A 21132-nucleotide genomic window follows, 5' to 3' on the forward strand; every position below is an offset into this window, starting at 1 on the left:
TTCATATCTAACTTTTATGATACAAGTATATCACCATATGAAACCGTTGTCAATATTTTTTGTTGTATTTTGTTTGATTTTTATTTTTTTTGTTTGATTTTAAACAGCAAATAATTTTAAACAGTTTTGAAAAAGAAAGAAAAAACAGGACATACATCCTGTTTTTCTATTAATCTTTTTTTGTAGTCCAACTTTGTTCAATCAATGGAAGCATATCCTTCAACACTTCAGGTGTTCCTTCTAGAGAAACGTATCTAAACTTACCATCGTCTGATTTAAAGATCCAGATCACTAGATATTTACCATTTTTAGCAATACAGTTTACGACATAGGCGTCATAACCACCAATTTTTGACTTAGATCCCCAAACTTTAGAGAAATCCTTGCTTTGTTGTTTAGTTTGATAAACACTAGTAGAGACTTGAACAGCATCAAGAGCAGCATATTCACTTTCACTAACACCAAGGTGCTCTGGTTTAAAAGTATTTAGGGTTACGATATTGATGTCCGTTCCATCACAGTACTGAATATCATCACCACCCTCAACTTCCGTAAAATGAATCCATGATTTTGGCACTTTTACGTAGCCATAAGCATCTGACCCAATTACCTGTGTATCTTTAATTGTTGATTCGGCTACAGTTGTTGTTTCTTGGGCTGTAGTAGTTTCTTGAACTGTTGTTGTTTCTGAAGTCGCTTCTTTTTTAGATTTTGAAGTATTACAAGCAGCGAGGCAAAGGCAACACACTAAAAGTGTAGATAAGCTGACGATTTTTTTCATAATCCTTCTCCTTTCACTTCTATTCTAATGAATGAAAAGATAAGTGTCAAAAGATAACTGTATTAGGAATCAATTATTCTTCATCCATACTCAAGACACTTAGGAAGGCTTCTTGAGGAACTTCTACTGATCCGATAGCTTTCATACGCTTTTTACCAGCCTTTTGTTTTTCAAGAAGTTTACGTTTACGCGAAACATCTCCTCCATAACATTTGGCAAGAACGTTTTTACGAAGAGCTTTGATATCTGTACGAGCTACAATCTTGTGCCCAATAGCTGCTTGGATTGGAACTTCAAACTGTTGACGTGGAATGATTTTCTTGAGTTTATCAACGATGAGTTTCCCACGTTCATAAGCAAAGTCCTTGTGAACAATAAAGCTGAGTGCATCAACCTTGTCTCCATTGAGAAGGATATCCATTTTAACCAGTTTAGATGGGCGATACTCTGACAGTTCATAGTCAAAGCTTGCATAGCCACGTGTTGAAGATTTGAGCTTATCAAAGAAATCAAAGACAATCTCAGCTAGTGGAATTTGATAGATAACATTGACACGATTATCATCGATATAGTCCATCGTGACAAAGTCACCACGTTTGCGCTGAGCTAGTTCCATAACAGCTCCTACAAATTCCTGTGGTACCATGATTTGTGCTTTAACATAAGGTTCTTCAATAGTTGCAATTTTAGTAGGATCAGGAAACTCGGATGGATTCGATACATCCATAGACTCACCATCAGTCTGATTGACCTTGTAAATAACGGATGGTGCAGTCATGATCAAGTCAATGTTGAACTCACGTTCCAAACGTTCTTGAATAACATCCATATGAAGGAGACCCAAGAATCCACAACGGAAACCAAAACCAAGAGCTTGCGATGTTTCGGGTTCAAACTGAAGACTAGCATCGTTCAACTGCAATTTTTCAAGGGCTTCACGAAGGTCATTGTATTTATTTGACTCGATTGGATAAAGACCTGCGAAAACCATCGGATTCATCTGCTTATATCCAGATAGGGGTTCTGAAGCAGGGTTCGCCGCCAAGGTAACTGTATCACCGACACGAGTGTCTTGAACAGTTTTGATAGATGCTGCAATATAACCAACGTCACCTGTCGCAAGGAAGTCACGTCCTACTGCTTTGGGTGTGAATATTCCGACCTCAGTAACATCAAAGGTTTTACCATTGCTCATGAGCTGAATCTTATCACCAGGCTTAACAACTCCATCCATGACACGAACTTGGAGGATAACACCACGATAAGCATCGTAAACTGAGTCAAAAATCAAAGCTTTTAATGGTGCTGATACATCACCAGTTGGTGCTGGAACTTTTTCTACAATTTGCTCTAAAATATCTTCAATTCCAATCCCAGCTTTTGCTGAAGCTAATACAGCCTCACTAGCATCCAGACCGATGACATCTTCAATTTCTGTACGCACGCGCTCTGGATCTGCAGCAGGCAAGTCAATCTTGTTAATAACTGGAAGGATCTCCAAATCATTATCTAAGGCAAGGTAAACGTTAGCTAATGTTTGAGCCTCAATCCCTTGGGCAGCATCGACAACCAATATGGCTCCCTCACAGGCAGCTAGAGAACGTGATACCTCATAAGTGAAATCCACGTGTCCTGGTGTGTCAATCAGGTGGAAAATATAGGTCTCGCCGTCTTTGGCAGTATAATTAAGCTCGATGGCATTCAGTTTGATAGTAATCCCACGCTCTCTCTCTAGGTCCATACTATCAAGAAGCTGAGCTTGCATTTCACGACTAGAAACCGTCTCTGTAGCCTCCAAAATACGGTCCGCCAATGTTGACTTCCCATGGTCAATATGCGCGATAATGGAAAAGTTTCGGATCTTCTCCTGACGTTTTTTCAATTCTTCTAAATTCAAGATTCTCTTCCTTTCAGGGTATCTATTAATTATAAATTGTTTTTATGTTTTTGACAAGACCATAATACCCTGTAGAGAGTATTAATCTTCAGCAACAAAGCCGTCATTTTCGATGAAATAGTGGTCTTTCATACCTTGGTCAGTAAAGACAATTCCATGAAGGACACCACCATAGACAGCTCCTCCATCCATTCCAATTTTTCCATCTTCTGTCATCCAAAGTTCTGCAGTTCCTAGTTTTTGTTCCAAAAGTCCATAGACTGGTGTATGCCCAAAGACAATTGTTTTCCCTGTATGATTAACTGCTTCGTGGAATGGTTTTCTGAGCCAGACTTTCTTGTAATCTGTAGTTTCATGCCAATCATCCAAAGTTAAATCAATTCCTGCATGAACAAAGATATACTTATCTGTTTCAATCACGAAAGGCATTTGTCGGATAAAAGCAACCAAGTCTGCTGCTTCATTTTCTACACGCTTAGCATCTGCTACTCCATCTACTGGTGCATCCAGTGGACGCCCCAAAATAGAATTAATAGTTGTATCCCCACCATTACGACGATAGTGGTCATAGCTTTCTTCAGGATTATCCAACCAAGTTAAAAACATGTACTCGTGATTTCCTGAAATGCAAATCGCTCCTTGATTTTCTACCAAGTCTTTGACCATTTCAAGGACACGACGACTATCTTCTCCTCTATCAATCAAATCTCCAAGAAAGAGTAATTGAGTCTTACCATCCCATGTTTTTAGAAGGTCTTCAAGCATTCCTGCTTTTCCGTGAACATCTCCAATTACATAATAGTCTGTCATTTATTTCTCCTTACTTTGCAACAATTCTCTCGCTTGACTAAGTGCAGCTTCAGTAACATTCTCACCAGCCAACATTTTAGCAACTTCTTCCACCCTTTCTTCAACTGTCAACAAGCGAACTGTTGAAACAGTTGAATAGTCATTACTAATCTTTTCAATAAAGAACTGATAATCTGCGATCGCAATGACTTGAGGAAGATGAGATATAGCTAATACTTGGCCGTGCTGACCAATTTTATGAATCTTTTGAGCGATTGCTTGGGCTACACGACCTGAAACTCCTGTGTCCACTTCATCGAATACAATACTGGTCTTACCTTCCTTACGAGAAAAGGCTGACTTGATCGCCAACATAAGGCGAGACAACTCTCCTCCAGAAGCTACTTTAACCAATGGTTTAAAGTCTTCTCCAGGGTTGGTGGAGATGTAAAATTCAACACTTTCATTTCCTTCACGAGTAAACTTACCTTTAGTAAATTGAACCTGAAACCGAGCTTTCTCCATATAGAGGTCTTTGAGTTCTTGCTGAATCTCATTTTCTAATTGTTGAGCTAAGTTATGTCGAGCAGATGCTAGCTTAGTTGCTAAATCAACTAGACTTACTTCTAATTTTTTGAGTTCTGCTTCCATATCATCTGAAGATAAATGATTGCCAGTCAGAAGGTTGTATTCTTCTGTGATTTTAGCAAAGTACATCAAGACATCGTCAACATTCCCACCATACTTACGTGTAATGGCGTGAATGAGATCTAAACGGCTTTCAATCTGCATGAGACGATTACCGTCGAAATCAAGACTTTCAATAATATCCTCTAAGCGTTTAGTAACATCTTCTAGAACATAATAAGATTCAGATAAGGAAGTAGAAATTTCACGATATTCTACATCATACTCTTCTAAACTTTCCATATCATTCATAGCTGAACGCACGTTAGCTAGACTTGAAAATTCTTCATTATCTAACATTGTATAAGCATTAGTCAACGTATCAGCAATATTTTTATGATTTAAAAGTTTATCTCGTTCTTGGTTTAGTTTGAGGTCTTCACCTGGCTGTAGGGACGCAGATTCAATTTCAGCCATCTGAAATTCCAACATTTCAATACGAGCCTTGTGCTCTTCTTGATTTTTCTTAATCTCAAGAAGTTGCTTACGCATTTTTCGATAAGCATCAAAGTTTGTCTGATAGGCTTGCTTCAGTTCCAGAAAATCTGCATCACCAAACCCATCAAGCATCTGAATATGCAATTGGGGACGCATTAACTCTTCTTGATCATGTTGGCCATGGATATCAACAAGATACTGTCCAATTGAGCGAAGAACAGATAGATTAACCATCTGTCCATTGACACGACTAACACTACGCCCGTTTTGTAAAATTTCACGACGGATGATGATTTCATCACCTAGCTCTATTCCTTGCTCATCAAAAATCATTTGCAAAGCATAACTGTTTTCAACCGAGAAAAGACCTTCAATTTCAGCCTTAGGAGCACCATGACGAACGACGTCCGTTGTAGCTCTGGCACCCAGCATCATATTCATAGCATCGATGATGATAGACTTCCCAGCACCGGTTTCCCCAGTCAGAACTGTCATTCCCTTCTCAAAATTAAGTGAAATAGCCTCAATGATGGCAAAGTTTTTAATTGAAATTTCAAGTAACATAAGGTCCTACCACTTTTTAACTTGTTCAACAATCTCTACAGCTGCTTCTTCAGTTCGCGCCACAATTAAAATTGAGTTATCATCTGCTAAACAGCTAAAAATCATATCCGAAAATGTTTGAGTCAATTGACTTTTAACAAAAATTGTATTCCCAGGAATAACATCTAAGTTGATGAGATTCCCCATTCTTTCGAAACTTTCGATATTGTTCTCAGCTAACTGTAAACTTTTAACTACTGACTTTGGTAATTCATAGACATATGTATTGTCTTTCAAAGGAATTTTTACAATTCCTAATTCTTTGATATCACGTGAAACAGTTGCTTGAGTGGCAGAAATCCCTGCTTCTTTCAAATGTTCAACGATTTCTTCTTGTGTGCCGATTTGATAATCAGTCACAAATCTTCTAATCTTTTCAAGTCTTTCTTTTTTATTCATCTTTAAACTCTCTATGCGCTTTTTCTACTACTTTCTCTATTTCAGAAACTACTTGCTTGCTTGCATGTTCTTCTTTACGTAAATAAGCAAGAAACTCAATATTCCCATGTCCACCTTGAATAGGAGAGAAATCCAATCCTAAGACTGAGAATCCTTCATCAACTGCCATTTTAGTAACTGATTCTAAAACATTTTGGTGAACTTTGGCATCTCTGATAATTCCATTTTTACCAATCTGTTCTCGTCCTGCTTCAAACTGTGGTTTTATAAGTGCAACAACTTCCCCTTGGTCGACCAATATTCTATGTAGAGCCGGTAAAATGAGACTCAAAGAAATAAAACTCACATCAATACTTGCGAAACTTGGCTCTTCTTCAAAGTCATTTTTTTCAGCATAACGAAAGTTAAATTGCTCCATGCTGATAACACGTGAATCTTGGCGTAATTTCCAGGCTAGCTGATTGGTCCCAACATCAACGGCATAAACCAGTTTTGCACCATTTTGAAGCATAACATCCGTAAAGCCACCTGTAGATGCTCCGATGTCAATGGTCGTTTTGCCTTCAACTGATATGTCAAATTTTTCTAAAGCTTTCTCAAGTTTCAAGCCGCCTCGGCTCACATACTTGAGTTTCTCACCCTTGAGTTTTAATTCAGTATCATCAGGAATTTTTTCTCCTGGTTTATCAAAACGCTCACCATTAAGGACTGCAATCACTAAGCCAGCCATTACGCCCCGCTTAGCCTGTTCTCTTGTTTCAAATAAACCTTGTTTGTAGGCAAGTACATCTACTCTTTCCTTAGGCATTGATTCTCAAACTTTCTACTATTTTTACGATTGGTTCTTTATCAAAGTCGACTAATTGGCTAATCACGTCTAATTTTTCATTAGCCTGATCCAAAGTTCGGTTACAAAAAATTTTTGCCTCATCCAATCCTAACAAAGCAGGATAGGTTGATTTCTCAGCTTGCAAATCTTTTTGTGGTGTTTTACCAATTTCCTCAAAACTAGCAGTAACATCAAGGATATCATCTCTCACTTGAAAAGCAAGCCCAATCAGCTCTCCAACTGTTTTCAACTGTTTTTGAAGATTTTCATCCAATCCTGCAATAACTCCTGCCGCTTGAAAAGGGAAGGCTAAGAGTTTACCAGTTTTATTAGCATGGATGGTCTGAAGTTCTTCTAGGTTTAAATGTTTACCTTCACCTTCCATATCCAAAACTTGGCCAGCGACCATCCCCATACTTCCAGAAGAAAGGGACAAAGTAGCTATTAAATCTACCTTAATTTCGTTTGGCAAGTCTGCTTGCGCTATCAAAGCATAAGGATCTAAAAAGAGGGCATCTCCTGCTAAAATTGCTAGTGCTTCACCAAACTTCTTATGGTTGGTTAAACGCCCACGACGAAAATCATCATCATCCATAGCAGGAAGATCATCATGAATTAAGCTTCCTGTGTGAATCATCTCAAGCGCTGCTGCAACCTGGGCATGAGCTATAGTGATTGGCACCTGCAAAGACTCCAAAACTTCTAAAAGTAGATAAGGACGGATCCTTTTCCCACCTGCATGGATAGAATAGAGAACAGCTTCTCTGAGATTAGCAGCTAATTGCTGGTCTCCATAAAACTCCTCAAGAGCTGACTCAACCAAAGCTAATTTTTCTTGCTTGTTCATAGAAGTTCGCTTTCTGTTCCATCTTCTTGCATAACTTTAACCAGGGTCTTTTCTGCTTTATCAAGTGTTGCTTGCAATTCTTTTGAAAGAACCATTCCTTTTTGAAATGCAGTAATAGCATCTTCTAAAGCAATTTCACCATTTTCTAAACTCTGAACAATAGTCTCAAGCTCTGCTAAATTATCTTCAAATTTCTTCTGTTTTGACATCTTTAACCTCTAATTCTACCTGACCATCTCGCATCATCAACATCACCTGGTCATTTTTTTTCAAATCATTTGCTGAAGATACCACGGTATCCTCTTTTTTAACAATCGCATAACCCCTTGCTACGATACGACTCGTATCTAACATGAGTAAAGCTTCTGACAAGCGTTTTAGTTCAGCAACCTTGGCATCATAGATCACAGCCATCTGGCTACGCATTAATTTTTGTAATTGTTGAATACGGTCTTGGTAGCGCTGAATCTTGACATTTGGAGATAATTGCTCCAAACGGTGAATTTGAACTTGAACCTTCTGTTGATTTCTAACTAACTCACCATTCAATCCCTGCTTCAGTCGAAGTACTAACTGATCCAAGCGTTGCAGATATCCATCATATAAACGCTCTGGTTGCCTGAAAATGACTGATTGACTAAGCCCTCTCAAGGCTTCTTTTTTCTTTGATAAAGTATTTTGTACAGCAGTAGCCATTCGTTTCTCTTGATTTTTAAGGTAGGTCAGTAGATCTAACTTAGTCACAGGTGTAGCTAACTCTGCTGCAGCAGTTGGTGTTGCTGCTCTCTTGTCGGCAACAAAATCAGCCAAGGTTACATCTGTTTCGTGGCCCACACTTGAAATAATAGGAAGGCGCGATTCAAAGATAGAACGCACTACAATCTCTTCGTTAAAAGCCCAAAGATCCTCAATTGATCCACCACCACGACCAATGATAAGAACATCCAAGTCTTCTCGTTCATTAGCTCTAGCAATGTTACGGGCAATCTCCTCTGCTGCCCCTTCGCCTTGAACCTTGGTAGGATATAAAACAATCTCAACCCCTGGGAAACGTCTGCTAACGGTAGTAATAATATCCTGTATAACAGCACCACTACGACTAGTCACAACCCCGAAGCGTTTTGCAAACTGAGGGATTGCTTGTTTAAAGCGTTCTTGAAAAAGGCCTTCTTCTGATAATTTCTTTTTTAATTGTTCGAACTGAATCGCAAGAGCCCCTACACCATCAGGCTCTGCCTTTTCAATGATGATAGAGTAGCTCCCACTTGGTTCATAGACTTGGACACGACCGATAACATTGATCTTCATTCCTTCTTCCAAATCAAAACCTAGTTTCTGATAAATACCTGACCAAATAGTCGCTTGGATTACAGCTCGATCATCTTTTAGAGAAAAATATTGATGAGTTGGACGCTTGCGGAAGTTAGAAACCTGACCAGTTAAATAGACCCTCTCCAAGTATGGGTCTTTATCGAATTTCATTTTCAGATACTTAGTCAAAGTTGTTACCGACAAATACTTTTCCATCTCAACCTCCTTCTTTCTCTAGTTTTTCCTAGGTATTATTATACCAAAAAACCGTTTAAAAATCTCTCTTTTCACCTCTAGAATACGAAAACAAGATTGGATTTCTTTGAGCTTGTCTAATAATATACAAAAGCCCTCGGAAAAATCCAAGGGCTTTAATTAGTTCACTGAACTATTTTATTTTTTCAAGTTGTAGAATGATTTCAATCCACGGTATTCAGCTACTTCACCAAGTTGATCTTCGATGCGAAGCAATTGGTTGTATTTAGCGATACGGTCAGTACGTGAAAGTGAACCAGTCTTGATTTGTCCTGCGTTTGTTGCAACTGCGATGTCAGCGATTGTTGAATCTTCAGTTTCACCTGAACGGTGTGATACAACGGCAGTGTAACCAGCTTCTTTCGCCATTTCGATAGCGTCGAATGTTTCAGTAAGAGTACCGATTTGGTTAACTTTGATAAGGATTGAGTTAGCAGCACCTTCTTCGATACCACGTGAAAGGTAGTCAGTATTTGTTACGAAGAAGTCGTCACCAACCAATTGAACTTTACCACCAAGACGTTCAGTAAGAGCTTTCCAACCGTCCCAGTCGTTTTCGTCCATACCATCTTCGATAGTGATGATTGGGTATTTGTTTACCAATTCTTCAAGGTAGTCGATTTGTTCAGCAGCAGTGCGGACAGCAGCTCCTTCACCTTCGAATTTAGTGTAATCGTAAACTTTGCGTTCTTTATCGTAGAATTCTGATGATGCACAGTCAAATCCGATAAATACGTCTTTACCTGGAACATAACCAGCAGCTTCGATAGCAGCAAGGATTGTTTCTACACCATCTTCAGTTCCGTCGAAACGAGGAGCGAATCCACCTTCGTCACCTACGGCAGTTTCCAAACCACGTGATTTAAGGATTTTCTTAAGTGCGTGGAAGATTTCAGCACCCCAACGAAGAGCTTCTTTGAATGTAGGTGCACCAGCAGGTACAATCATGAATTCTTGGAAAGCGATTGGAGCATCTGAGTGAGATCCACCATTGATGATGTTCATCATTGGAGTTGGAAGAACTTTAGTGTTGAATCCACCAAGGTAGCTGTAAAGTGGGATTTCAAGGTAGTCAGCAGCAGCGCGAGCTACAGCGATTGACACACCAAGGATTGCGTTTGCACCCAATTTACCTTTGTTAGGAGTACCGTCAAGAGCGATCATAGCACGGTCGATAGCTTGTTGATCACGTACATCGTAGCCGATAATAGCTTCAGCAATAATGTTATTTACGTTGTCAACAGCTTTTTGTGTACCAAGACCACCGTAACGAGATTTGTCACCGTCGCGAAGTTCAACTGCTTCGTGTTCACCAGTAGAAGCTCCTGATGGAACCATACCACGTCCGAAAGCACCTGATTCAGTATAAACTTCTACTTCAAGTGTTGGGTTACCGCGTGAGTCTAGGACTTCGCGAGCGTAAACATCAGTAATAATTGACATTTTTTACTCTCCTTTGAGTTAAATTATTTTACACCTCTATGATACATCAAAAAGATACCTTTTTCAAGAAAAAACGTTATCTTTGTGCAAATTTTCCTTAAGTTTATTAAGTAATCGCTTTCTTTTCTGCCTTATCTATAGACTTTTATGATATACTATATTTATGACTGATATATCAAAACAAATATTAGAAAAAGCTCATGGCGGGCTTAAATTAAATCCCGACGAACAAAGACGTTTTCTTGGTACCTTTGAAGAACGTGTTCTTGGCTACGCTGAACTCGCTACTGCGAATGATGACAAATTACAAAGAGGTTTTTTAACAATTTTGGAGACTTTTAAAAAAGAAACTGAGCCTCTATTTGTCAAAATTTCTCCTCAAGTTGAATTTGACAAACAAGTCTTTTATCTAAAACAAGCCAAAGATGCTGACTGCCAAGCGACTATCGTTTCGGAAGATCACAACTCTTCTCCTTTCGGACTGGTTATCCATAGCGATGTTCCGGTTCAAACAAGTGAAAAAGACCTCCGAAAGGCCTTTTCAGACTTATGGCAAGAGAAAGAGACGAAAGCTCCTACTTCTCTCTGGAAAAAATGGTTTGGTTAACTCTATCTCAAAGACATGATTCGTGCGATGCTTGCAGCTGTATTTTCTAGATAAACAGCTGCTTTTTTTAGACTGTCTGCTAACGGTTCGCTTTTTTCAAGTATGGAAAAAGCTGCGACCATATTCTCAAATGGTAAGGGTGGTAAATCCTCTGATAAACTACCACAAATAGCAAGAACTGGAACACCTCTAGGTGTTCTTTTTGCTACACCGATTGGTGCCTTACCTGCCAAACTTTGAGTATCCAACCTACCTTCACCAACGATAACGAGATCCGCATCTGCGACCTGTTCATCAAATTTCACTAAATCTAAACATGTTTGGATACCAGATACAATCTCTGCTCCAGCAAAGACACACAAACCAGCTGCAATTCCACCACCTGCTCCTGCACCATCTAATTTTAATATTTCGGGTTCAACTTTACTATAGAAGTCTTTAATAGCAGCATCAACTTCTTTAAATTTAGATGGATCCAATCCCTTTTGTTTCCCAAATGTAAAGGTAGCACCCTGAGGTCCACAAAGCGGATTGGTAACATCTGCAAGTATTTTTATATGTACATCAGAAGGAATTTGAATTACTCCCTCCTTCAAAATTTTCCTGATATCAAATAGTGATTGACCATTTGCTTGAAGTACAATTCCGTTTTTGTCATAAAACTGGTAACCAAGTCCTGAAGCAATGCCAATTCCACCATCATTACTAGCCGTACCACCGACACCAACGTAGATATCTTTGATTCCTTGTTCTATCAAATGGAGAATAAGTTGGCCAATTCCCTTTGTTTGAATCTCTAGAGGATTACGTTTTTCAAAAGGGATTTTAGCAAGACCTACTAAATTTGCAACTTCAAATAGAGCTAATTCTCTTTTTTGAAAGTAAGACATCAAAACCTCATCACCAAAAGGTCCAGTTACCTGGACTGTTTTTTCTTCCAAACCTAGAGAACTTTTAATGGCGTCTACTGTCCCTTCGCCTCCATCACCAACAGGTAAAAGTAGACATTCAGCATCCGGTATCACCCTTTTAAATCCTCTTTTTATAGCTTCTGCTACTTCGTTTGCAGGTAGACTCTCTTTGAAAGAGTCCGGCGCGATAACAACTTTCATTTTGATTCCTCTTTCTATCTAAAGGAAGTCTATCATTTCCAAAACTTTCCCAAAATCTCTCTCATCTACCTGAAGATTTATTTCCTTTTTCACAATATCCTTGGCACAAAAGGCTATTCCAAGTCCTGCACTTTTAAGCATTTTTAAGTCATTAGCTCCATCACCGATTGCAATCGTTCTATCAAAAGGCACTTCTAATTCTTCAGCCCATCTCACGAGGGTTGCTTCTTTTACTTCTCTGCTTATAATAGGGCCAATTAGATTTCCAGTTAAATGATCATCTTTAATTTCCAGTTGATTAGCAGTATATAATGAAATACCCAAATCTTTTGCTAATCTTTCTACAACAGTGGTAAATCCGCCTGATACTAAGCCGACTTCTATCTGATTTTCTTGAAGAACTTTAATAAAATTGGTAGCGTTTTTACTAAGGTGAAGTTCATGATAAATCTTATCAAAAACATTGATAGAGAGACCTTTAAGAAGAGAAACACGACTTTTTAAACTTGCTTCGAAGTCTAATTCTCCTCTCATAGCTTGAGCTGTTAGCAGGGCTACTTCTTCTTCGCACTCTGCCTCTTTCCCTAATAAATCAATAACCTCTTCTTCTATTAGAGTTCCATCAACATCTAGGACACAGATTCCTCTAGCTTTGTTCATTTATTCCCCATACTTTCATCATCTCAAAAAATCGTATGAAAGCATCATACGATTTTATTTATTTAATTTGCTAAGCTGTGATACAAATCAAGGTAAGACTGACAAGCTGTATCCCAAGAGAAGTCACATTCCATAGCTTGGACTTGAAGTTTCTTCCAAACATCCGGATGATTATAATAGACATCCAAAGCAGTTTGAAGAGCCCAGTTAAGCCAGTATGACGTCAAGTTGTCAAAACTAAATCCTGTACCCGTTCCTTCAATTGGATTAAACGGTTGAACAGTATCTCTCAACCCGCCTACCTCATGAACAAGTGGTAATGTTCCATAACGCATAGCCATCATTTGAGAAAGTCCACAAGGTTCAAAACGACTTGGCATGAGGAAAATATCACAGGCTGCATAAATTTCTTGTGCTAGCTTGACATCAAAGGTAATATTGGCAGAAAGTTTATCTGGGAATACTTGACCAAACCATGAGAAGGCTTGTTCAAAACCAGGATCACCTGTACCCAAGAGAACGATTTGAACATCTTCTTGAAGCATGCGATGCAAACCTTCAACGACGACATCAAACCCTTTCTGTCTTGTCAAACGCGACACAATACCAATCATTGGAACATCGGGACGAACTGGAAGACCAACTTTCTCTTGAAGTTTAGCTTTATTCTGAGCTTTTCCTGATAGGTCTGATTTATTAAAATGATAATCCAACAAAGGATCCGTTTCTGGATTATAAAGATCCGTATCGATTCCATTTACAATACCAGAAACCTTACCAGACTCCATTCGAAGAATTTGATCCAAACCACATCCAAACTCTGTTGTCATGATTTCATAAGCATAGCTTGGCGATACAGTAGATACACGATCTGCATAGAGGATACCAGCCTTCATCCAGTTCAGGCAGTCATTCCAGCGAACTGTACCATCCGCATAGCGTTCAAATCCAACTCGGAACAAATCCCAAAGCATACCTTCAGAGAATTGACCTTGGAATTCCAAATTATGGATCGTTAAGACAGTCTTAATGTTTTGATAGGTTTGAATCCATCTGTATTTTTCCTTCAACAAGAAAGGAATCATAGCTGTATGATAATCATGAGCATGAAGAACATCTGGAATAAATCCAATACGCTCCATAGCCTCCAGAGCCGCAAGTTGGAAGAAGGCAAAACGTTCACCATCATCGAAATCACCATACACATGACCACGGAAGAAATAATACTGGTTGTCAATAAAGTAGAAAGTAACACCATTTAAAACAGTCTTCTTAATGCCACAAAATTGTCTACGCCAACCAACGTATACTTCAAATTGAAGAACATCTTCAATTTGATCACCAAACTTGGATTCCACCATGTCATAGTACGGTAGGATAACAGCAACTTCATGACCAGCTTTAACTAATGATTTTGGAAGAGCCCCAATAACATCTCCCAAGCCACCTGTTTTAGAAAAAGGGGCTCCTTCGGCTGCTACAAATAAAATTTTCATTAAAGAATGTCCTCTGTTACTTTTTCACCTTTTTTGATGACAACAGGATTTTCTGCTGTACCACGAATAACAACTCCATCAGCTACTTCAGCACCCTTATCAATAATTGCATACTCAACTTGAGCACCTTCACCAATGACAACACGAGGGAAAACAATAGATTCTTTAACTAAGCTATCTTTATGAATTTGAACATTACGCGAGACAACTGAACGAACAACCTTACCTTCGACAATACTACCAGAAGCAAACTGCGAAGTATTTACTTCACAACCAGGTGCATAATAAGTTGGTTCTTCGTTTTTCACCTTTGTGTGAATCTTTTGATTTGGAGAGAATAAAGAGTAGAATTTATGCAGATCAAGCATATCAATATTGGCTTGGTAGTATGTTTCTACAGAATGAATATTAGCTAAGTAACCAGTATACTCATATGCAAAAGCGCCTGATTCCGCTGCTAAGTCACGTAAAACATAACGTAGTTTTTCTGGGTGTTCTTTCTGAGCTTCTTCTTCCAGACGTTCAATCAACCATTGAGTATCTACAACAAAGATATCCGTTGACATGTTGTAGTATTCTTGTTCAGCTTTTTTATCGAAGAGTTTGTGAGAGAGCACGTGGTCAGTTTCATCAATATCTAGGATAGCATTTACTTCTGAAATATCCTTTTTAGGTAGTTTCTTATAAACAACCGTAATAGGAGATTTTGTAGTATTATGCAAATGGAAAACCTGAGTAAGATCAATATTTACCAAAACGTCACAGTTCAAGGAAACCGTTTGGTTAGATCCAGAACGTTTTAAATAAGTCAAGAGTTGTTGATAATACTCTTTACCAACAGTACTACTTTCCACACGAGTGTTGTAGATTCCAAGATAGTAGTGGCTAAGAAGGGTATTCAAGCCCCATTCACGTCCTGAACGAATGTGGTCAAATACAGAGCTGATGTTATCTTGTTGGAAGATTCCAAAGACACTTCGAACACCAGCATTTGCTAAACTTGAGAGTGGGAAGTCAATCAAGCGATACTTTCCTCCAAATGGCAAACTTGCCACTGGACGGTTACTTGTCAAGGTTGACATATCATGGAAACCAACGGTATTTCCTAAAATCGCTGAATATTTATCAATCTTCATCTGTTGCTACCCCCACTACTTCGTTATATCCGACTACTTGTACTTCTTCTGTACCATCAATTTCAACACCATCGGCAATAATTGCACCTTCACCGATGATTGCACGTGTAATTTTAGCACCTCTACCGATAACTGCTCCACTCATGATGACAGAATCAACAACTTCTGCTCCCTTACGAACTTGAGCAGCTGTAGAAAGAATGGAATGTTTTACAGTACCATTCACGTAACATCCATCTACTACTAGAGAGTCTTCTACTTGAGCAAATTCTCCAAGGTAGTTTGGTGGAGCGATAAGGTTACGAGAATAAATTTTCCATTGACGATTTCGGCTGTCTAGAGCATTTTCTGGAGAGATGTATTCCATATTTGCTTCCCAAAGAGATTCGATTGTACCAACATCCTTCCAGTATCCATTGAATTCATAAGCATAGACACTTTCACCTGTCTCAAGATAATTTGGAATAACATTCTTTCCGAAATCAGACATATCTAGATTAGCCTTTTCAGCAGCAACTAGCATGTTGCGAAGTCGTTTCCAGTCAAAGATATAAATCCCCATTGATGCCTTGGTTGATTTTGGTTGGGCAGGTTTTTCTTCGAATTCAACAATGCGATTATTAGCATCTGTATTCATGATACCGAAACGACTAGCTTCTTTTAGTGGTACATCCAAGACAGCTACTGTCAAGCTGGCATTGTTATCCTTGTGTGATTGGAGCATATCATCATAGTCCATCTTGTAGATATGGTCTCCTGAAAGAATCAAAACATACTCAGGATTAATGCTATCGATATAGTCAATATTTTGGTAAATCGCATGACTTGTACCTTCGAACCAACGATTTCCTTCACTTGCAGAGTAAGGTTGAAGGATAGAAACACCTGAATCAATTACATCAAGACCCCAACTAGAACCGTTTCCGATGTGATTGTTAAGAGCAAGAGGTTGATACTGTGTGATAACCCCAACATTGTGGATACCAGAGTTGGCACAGTTAGAAAGAGCAAAGTCAATGATACGATAGCGCCCACCAAATTGCACAGCAGGTTTTGCAATGCTTTGAGTGAGTTTACCGAGACGAGTTCCTTGCCCACCGGCAAGGATTAAAGCTAGCATTTCATTCTTCATTTTCTACTCCTTTTTGAGATTTATTTGATTCTTTTTTAGCGGGTTTTAAGCGACGTTTGATTTTCCAGATACTTGCCCCCAAAGCTGGCAAGGTAAAGGTCAATGTCTGCTCATAATCCTTCCATAACCCTTCTTGAGTTTGAACGGTTTGGTTATGCTCTTTCCACACACCACCCCATTGTTCCAACTCTGTATTCCAAATTTCTTCATACACACCTGCAACTGGCAGTCCAATTGTGAAATCAGGTCGTTCGACTGGTGCCATATTAAAGACACAGACTAGCATCTCGCCTTTCTTTCCTTTACGAATAAAGGAAAGAACACTCTGATCTCTATTATCTGCATCGATAATTTCAATTCCATCATAGCTTGTATCAATTTCCCAAAGACAACGGTGGTCCTTATAAAGTTGATTCAACTGAGATGTGAAGTATTTCATCTTGGCATTCATTGGATCTTCAAGGTTTGACCATTCTAATTGCTCTTCTGATTTCCACTCTAAGAATTGACCGAATTCGCTACCCATAAAGAGCAATTTCTTACCAGGGTGGCAAATTTGATAAGTATAAAGGTTTCTAAGGCCTGCAAATTGATTGTAACGATCCCCCCACATCTTATGCATCATACTCTTCTTACCATGTACAACCTCATCATGTGAGAATGGTAGGAGATAATTTTCATTAAAGACATACATAAAACTGAAGGTTACAAGGTTAAAATCATACTTGCGGTAAATTGGATCTTCTTCGTAGAAACGTAAGATATCATTCATCCAGCCCATGTTCCACTTGTAGTCAAATCCAAGACCACCCATCTCTTTCGGACCTGTTATTTTAGTTGCCGAAGAGCTTTCTTCTGCAATCATCATAACATCAGGGTGAGCTAGCTTAATAACAGTATTTAAACGCTGAAGGAAATAATAGCCTTCGTAGTTAAGATTTCCACCGTCTTTATTTGGTGTCCAAGGTGCATTATCATAATCAAGATAAAGGATATTACTTACGGCATCTACACGGATACCATCTAAATGATAAAAATCAATCCAGAACTTAATGCTAGAAATTAGGAAAGATTGTACTTCGTTTTTCCCTAAGTCGAAGTTTAATGCCCCCCAACCATAGTTATGAGCTTTATTATGGTCTTGATATTCAAAAGTCGGAGTTCCATCATAGTAGGCTAAGGCATCATCATTGATTGTGAAGTGACCTGGAACCCAGTCCACGATAACACCGATATTGTTTAAGTGACACTCCTCAACAAAGTCTTGAAACTCTTCTGGTCTTCCGTAAGAATGTTCTAAACCAAAATATCCCATAAGTTGATAGCCCCAACTCAAACCAAGCGGGTGAGCCATCAAAGGCATAAACTCTATATGAGTGTAGTTCATTTCAACTAAGTAAGGGATCAACTCTTCTTTTAATTGAGCAAAACTATATGGAGTTCCATCTGAATTTCGTTTCCACGAACCAGCATGTGCTTCGTAAATATTAACTGGTCTTTCGAAGAATCCCAAACGTTTTCTACGAGCTAACCAAAGTCCATCCTTCCATTTCTTTTCTGGAATTTCTGTTAACACAGCCCCTGTTCCTGGCCGTGCTTCATACCGAACAGCTAAAGGATCAATCTTCATAAGCTGATGACCGTTAGCCCGTGTGATATGATATTTATAAATCTGACCTTCTTGGGCAAAAGTTGTAAAAACTTCCCAAACTCCAGATTCGTTTCGAACCATAGGGATTTGATTTTCAACCCAATTCGTGAAATCACCGACTAGATGAACAGCCTGCGCATTCGGAGCCCAAACTCGGAATGTGTAACCCCATTCCCCGTCTTTCTCCTCACGATGTGCGCCCAAATAGTGCTGAAGATGGAAATTTTCGCCTGTTGTAAAAGTTCTTAAAGCTTCTAATGTATCCATAAATCCCCCTTTATATTGTAAGCGTTTTCTATATTTCTATTATACTATCTTTTAAGAAAACTTTCAACCAATTTCCGAATTATCATAAATATTTTTTAGAAAATCTTCAAGTAATTATCTTGACATTTCTTAAATTTTCAGTATTTATTGATATTCTACCTTGATATCAGTTTTTGTAGCATTAAATCACTTACAATATTTTTTTCAATGCTAATTTTGCAAAACAGATACTTTAAAAACTTAACATTATTTTCATGAATAAAACTTTTTGTTCGGATAAAGTATCTTAAGTACAATTTTATCAAATTTTCTGAAATTTTCAACTATTTTTAGTAATATTCCCATATTTTTTATTAGGACAAATTTATATATAAAAAAACTCAAGATTAATCTTGAGTTTTATTTTTTTAAACTAAAACATTCATAACTGCAACGCTCACATTATCAAGAGTGTTTTCTTGGTTTGAACGACTATTTGTTACCAACATTTCTAGATTTCCAGCATTTTCATAATAGAAAGATGCACCTTTGGCATTAAATACAACCAAGAAATGTTCTTTAGTTCCCTGAATCTCATAGACAATCCAGCCACTATTTTCAATAGCTGTGTGAACAAAGACGTGACGGTATACTTCCTCGTATGTAGGGTATGAAAAGGCACTAGTCTTTGTTTTAAGACCTATAATCTGACGAATAAATTCTATGCTTTCTTGACGCTCATTGATTAAGTCCCAGTCTACCTGGTTAACAGCATCTGGAGCATTGTAACTGTTCATAGCACGTTCGCGATCATCATGAGTCAACTCACCGTTTTCACCTGTAGGAACCAGTTTGGTACGTCCAAACTCTTGACCAAGTTCCATAAAGGAGATGCCTTGCATGAGTAGATTCATTGCAGTTGCTGTTTCTACCTTTTTCATGATACTTGCTTGGTCTTCTGTTGGATGAAGTGTCGCTAATAAATCATGCAAGTTATAGTTATCATGGGCTTCTACATAGTTGACAACCTGGTTAGGGCTTAGATAAGAGCCCAGTTCACGACTACCAAGGATAGCTTTGGCAACAATTGGTTCAGTGGCAGCACCACTTACGAAGCCTGATTTGATATCACCATAAACTTCAGCACCTTTTACCGCATTACGTTGATCATCATTGAAGAAGCCAATATTAGGTAATTGATAGGCATTGTCTTTCTTAGCCTTATCATAAGGAGCAAGACCAGTTCCCATATCCCAGCCTTCTCCATAAAGGATGATTTTAGGATCAACTTCATCCATAGCCCAACGGATCATCTGCATCGTTTTAACATCATGGATTCCCATCAAGTCAAAGCGGAAACCATCAATATTAAACTCATTCACCCAATAAAGCAGTGAATCAATCATGTACTTACGGAACATTTCGTGTTCACTAGCAGTCTCATTTCCTACACCAGTACCATTTTGATAACTTCCATCGAGGTTCATTCGGTAATAATAGTCTGGGACTGTTGTTTGGAATGGGGCATCAACAGTTGAAAACGTATGGTTGTATACAACGTCCATGATGACACCAATACCAGCATCATGATAGGCTTGAATCATCGTCTTCAAATCGCGGATAACTTGACCTGGATCATTTGGATTCGTAGACATGCTGGTTTCTGGTGCATTGTAGTTTTGTGGATCGTAACCCCAGTTGTAGATCACATTTCCATCTGCATCATACTCTTTGTGACGATCAGCAATTGGTTGCAGTTGAACATAGTTAACACCAAGTTCCTTGATGTAGTCAAATGCAGTAGATTGACCGAAGTGATTGACTGTTCCAGTCTGGGCAGCACCCAAGAATGTTCCTCTTAATTCTGGAGCAACACCAGAAGTTTCAGACTTGGTCAAGTCACGAATATGCATTTCGTAAACAACCGCTTGACAAGAATTTTCCAATCGCCAAGTAGCTTCCGTTCCATTCTTAACTTCAAAACCTTCAACTTGACGTTCTTTTTCTGAAAGAATCGCTGAACGTTTGCCATCTGGACTGGTAGCAATGGTATATGGATCACGTGTCAATGATTGATGATGTGGAAAATTAATCTGATATTGATAGGCACGACCAGCAAGACTTTCAGGAACTGTCAAATTCCAAACGCCAATTGTATTATCCTTGTGACTATATGAATAACTGTTACCACGTTGCATTTCATAAGTCTTTAGGATAGCCGCATCATTACTTGCTGATTCATAAACTACAACTTGTACAGTTGTTGCTGTTGGTGACCAAAGTTTAAAGCTTGTTTCTTCTTCGGAAACCTGGCATCCCAACTCTCCTTGGTAACCCCAGTGGTGATCAAAACTAGCGCTGTTAATCGCTTTATCAAAAGCAAATGGATTTTGATCTTTATAGTGTGGACTTGCAATGGCTGGGTTTTCAGAATAATAAACGGTGGCATCTCCATCTAAAATCCAAACTTCTGTTAAGAGTGGATAATGATTGAATCGGATAGGATATTCTTTGCTTACTCCATCTTTATCAACTGTAAACACCATTTGTTCAAGAGGTGTTTCACTTGATTGGGTAAATGAAAATTTTTCTCCAAAGTATTCTTGCTCTTTAACAAATTCTACTGAATCAGCTGGCCATTTACTAAAGTTGCAACTCTGATATGCTTCATCCTTACGATGATAATGAATAAGTAGAGGATAGTTGTACATGTTTTTCCCTAATTTCTAATTATTATTTTATATAGTAACATTTCTTGATTTACTTATTTGGATAGAAGCAAGAAATAATAGATGATTATTCTAGACTATGTA

At 38.5% G+C, this 21132-nt stretch carries 18 protein-coding genes; 1 reads left to right on the forward strand and 17 read right to left on the reverse strand.

Annotated elements, in window-relative coordinates:
- Window positions 1-169 precede the first annotated feature (169 nt).
- The 10 genes from M1F91_RS01785 to eno all read right to left on the reverse strand — a co-directional run bounded on the left by M1F91_RS01785 (window position 170) and on the right by eno (window position 10279).
- Window positions 170-781, reverse strand: a complete 612-nt coding sequence (locus M1F91_RS01785; protein WP_247912382.1) for a hypothetical protein — start codon at window positions 779-781, stop codon at window positions 170-172.
- A gap of 73 nt (window positions 782-854) precedes the next feature.
- Complete coding sequence (lepA, locus tag M1F91_RS01790) at window positions 855-2678, reverse strand: translation elongation factor 4 (protein WP_036757546.1); 1824 nt, start codon at window positions 2676-2678, stop codon at window positions 855-857.
- 81 nt (window positions 2679-2759) lie between these two features.
- Entirely contained in the window at window positions 2760-3488 is a 729-nt protein-coding gene (locus tag M1F91_RS01795; protein WP_247912383.1) for a metallophosphoesterase family protein, read from the reverse strand.
- Window positions 3489-5156, reverse strand: a complete 1668-nt coding sequence (gene recN / locus M1F91_RS01800) for a DNA repair protein RecN (protein ID WP_247912384.1) — start codon at window positions 5154-5156, stop codon at window positions 3489-3491.
- 6 nt (window positions 5157-5162) lie between these two features.
- Window positions 5163-5594: an arginine repressor gene (locus tag M1F91_RS01805; protein ID WP_247912385.1), complete on the reverse strand. Its 432-nt coding sequence runs from the start codon at window positions 5592-5594 to the stop codon at window positions 5163-5165.
- A complete protein-coding gene (locus M1F91_RS01810) occupies window positions 5587-6402 on the reverse strand; it encodes a TlyA family RNA methyltransferase (RefSeq protein ID WP_247912386.1) in 816 nt (271 codons plus the stop codon). Before M1F91_RS01810 ends, M1F91_RS01805 begins: the two co-directional genes overlap by 8 nt.
- Window positions 6395-7270: a polyprenyl synthetase family protein gene (locus tag M1F91_RS01815; protein WP_247912387.1), complete on the reverse strand. Its 876-nt coding sequence runs from the start codon at window positions 7268-7270 to the stop codon at window positions 6395-6397. The genes M1F91_RS01810 and M1F91_RS01815 overlap by 8 nt, the downstream gene beginning before the upstream one ends.
- Window positions 7267-7479: an exodeoxyribonuclease VII small subunit gene (locus tag M1F91_RS01820; protein WP_004253516.1), complete on the reverse strand. Its 213-nt coding sequence runs from the start codon at window positions 7477-7479 to the stop codon at window positions 7267-7269. Before M1F91_RS01820 ends, M1F91_RS01815 begins: the two co-directional genes overlap by 4 nt.
- A complete protein-coding gene (gene xseA, locus M1F91_RS01825; protein ID WP_247912388.1) occupies window positions 7457-8797 on the reverse strand; it encodes an exodeoxyribonuclease VII large subunit in 1341 nt (446 codons plus the stop codon). The genes M1F91_RS01820 and xseA overlap by 23 nt, the downstream gene beginning before the upstream one ends.
- Before the next feature lie 177 nt (window positions 8798-8974).
- Window positions 8975-10279, reverse strand: coding sequence for a surface-displayed alpha-enolase (gene eno / locus M1F91_RS01830; RefSeq protein WP_225750274.1), 1305 nt, complete (start codon window positions 10277-10279; stop codon window positions 8975-8977).
- A 163-nt stretch (window positions 10280-10442) separates the two neighbouring features.
- On the opposite strand from eno, the gene M1F91_RS01835 reads away from it, so the two are divergent.
- Window positions 10443-10886: a DUF1694 domain-containing protein gene (locus tag M1F91_RS01835; protein WP_247912389.1), complete on the forward strand. Its 444-nt coding sequence runs from the start codon at window positions 10443-10445 to the stop codon at window positions 10884-10886.
- A gap of 2 nt (window positions 10887-10888) precedes the next feature.
- Here M1F91_RS01835 and M1F91_RS01840 read toward each other — a convergent pair whose 3' ends face one another.
- From M1F91_RS01840 to pulA, 7 genes are all read right to left on the reverse strand, one after another.
- Window positions 10889-11998 carry a glycerate kinase gene (locus M1F91_RS01840; RefSeq protein WP_247912390.1) on the reverse strand — a complete coding sequence of 370 codons (1110 nt, stop codon included), beginning with the start codon at window positions 11996-11998 and terminating at the stop codon, window positions 10889-10891.
- Between the two features lie 18 nt (window positions 11999-12016).
- Window positions 12017-12658, reverse strand: a complete 642-nt coding sequence (serB, locus tag M1F91_RS01845; RefSeq protein ID WP_247912391.1) for a phosphoserine phosphatase SerB — start codon at window positions 12656-12658, stop codon at window positions 12017-12019.
- 62 nt (window positions 12659-12720) lie between these two features.
- Window positions 12721-14154, reverse strand: coding sequence for a glycogen synthase GlgA (gene glgA, locus M1F91_RS01850; protein ID WP_247912392.1), 1434 nt, complete (start codon window positions 14152-14154; stop codon window positions 12721-12723).
- A complete protein-coding gene (gene glgD / locus M1F91_RS01855; protein ID WP_247912393.1) occupies window positions 14154-15290 on the reverse strand; it encodes a glucose-1-phosphate adenylyltransferase subunit GlgD in 1137 nt (378 codons plus the stop codon). Before glgD ends, glgA begins: the two co-directional genes overlap by 1 nt.
- Window positions 15280-16422: a glucose-1-phosphate adenylyltransferase gene (locus tag M1F91_RS01860; protein ID WP_247912394.1), complete on the reverse strand. Its 1143-nt coding sequence runs from the start codon at window positions 16420-16422 to the stop codon at window positions 15280-15282. The genes glgD and M1F91_RS01860 overlap by 11 nt, the downstream gene beginning before the upstream one ends.
- Entirely contained in the window at window positions 16412-18340 is a 1929-nt protein-coding gene (gene glgB, locus M1F91_RS01865) for a 1,4-alpha-glucan branching protein GlgB (RefSeq protein ID WP_247912395.1), read from the reverse strand. The genes M1F91_RS01860 and glgB overlap by 11 nt, the downstream gene beginning before the upstream one ends.
- 407 nt (window positions 18341-18747) lie before the next feature.
- Window positions 18748-21030 carry a type I pullulanase gene (gene pulA, locus M1F91_RS01870; protein WP_247912396.1) on the reverse strand — a complete coding sequence of 761 codons (2283 nt, stop codon included), beginning with the start codon at window positions 21028-21030 and terminating at the stop codon, window positions 18748-18750.
- Between the last annotated feature and the right edge of the window lie 102 nt (window positions 21031-21132).

The organism is Streptococcus sp. oral taxon 431, from assembly GCF_023110115.1.
GTDB lineage: Bacteria > Bacillota > Bacilli > Lactobacillales > Streptococcaceae > Streptococcus.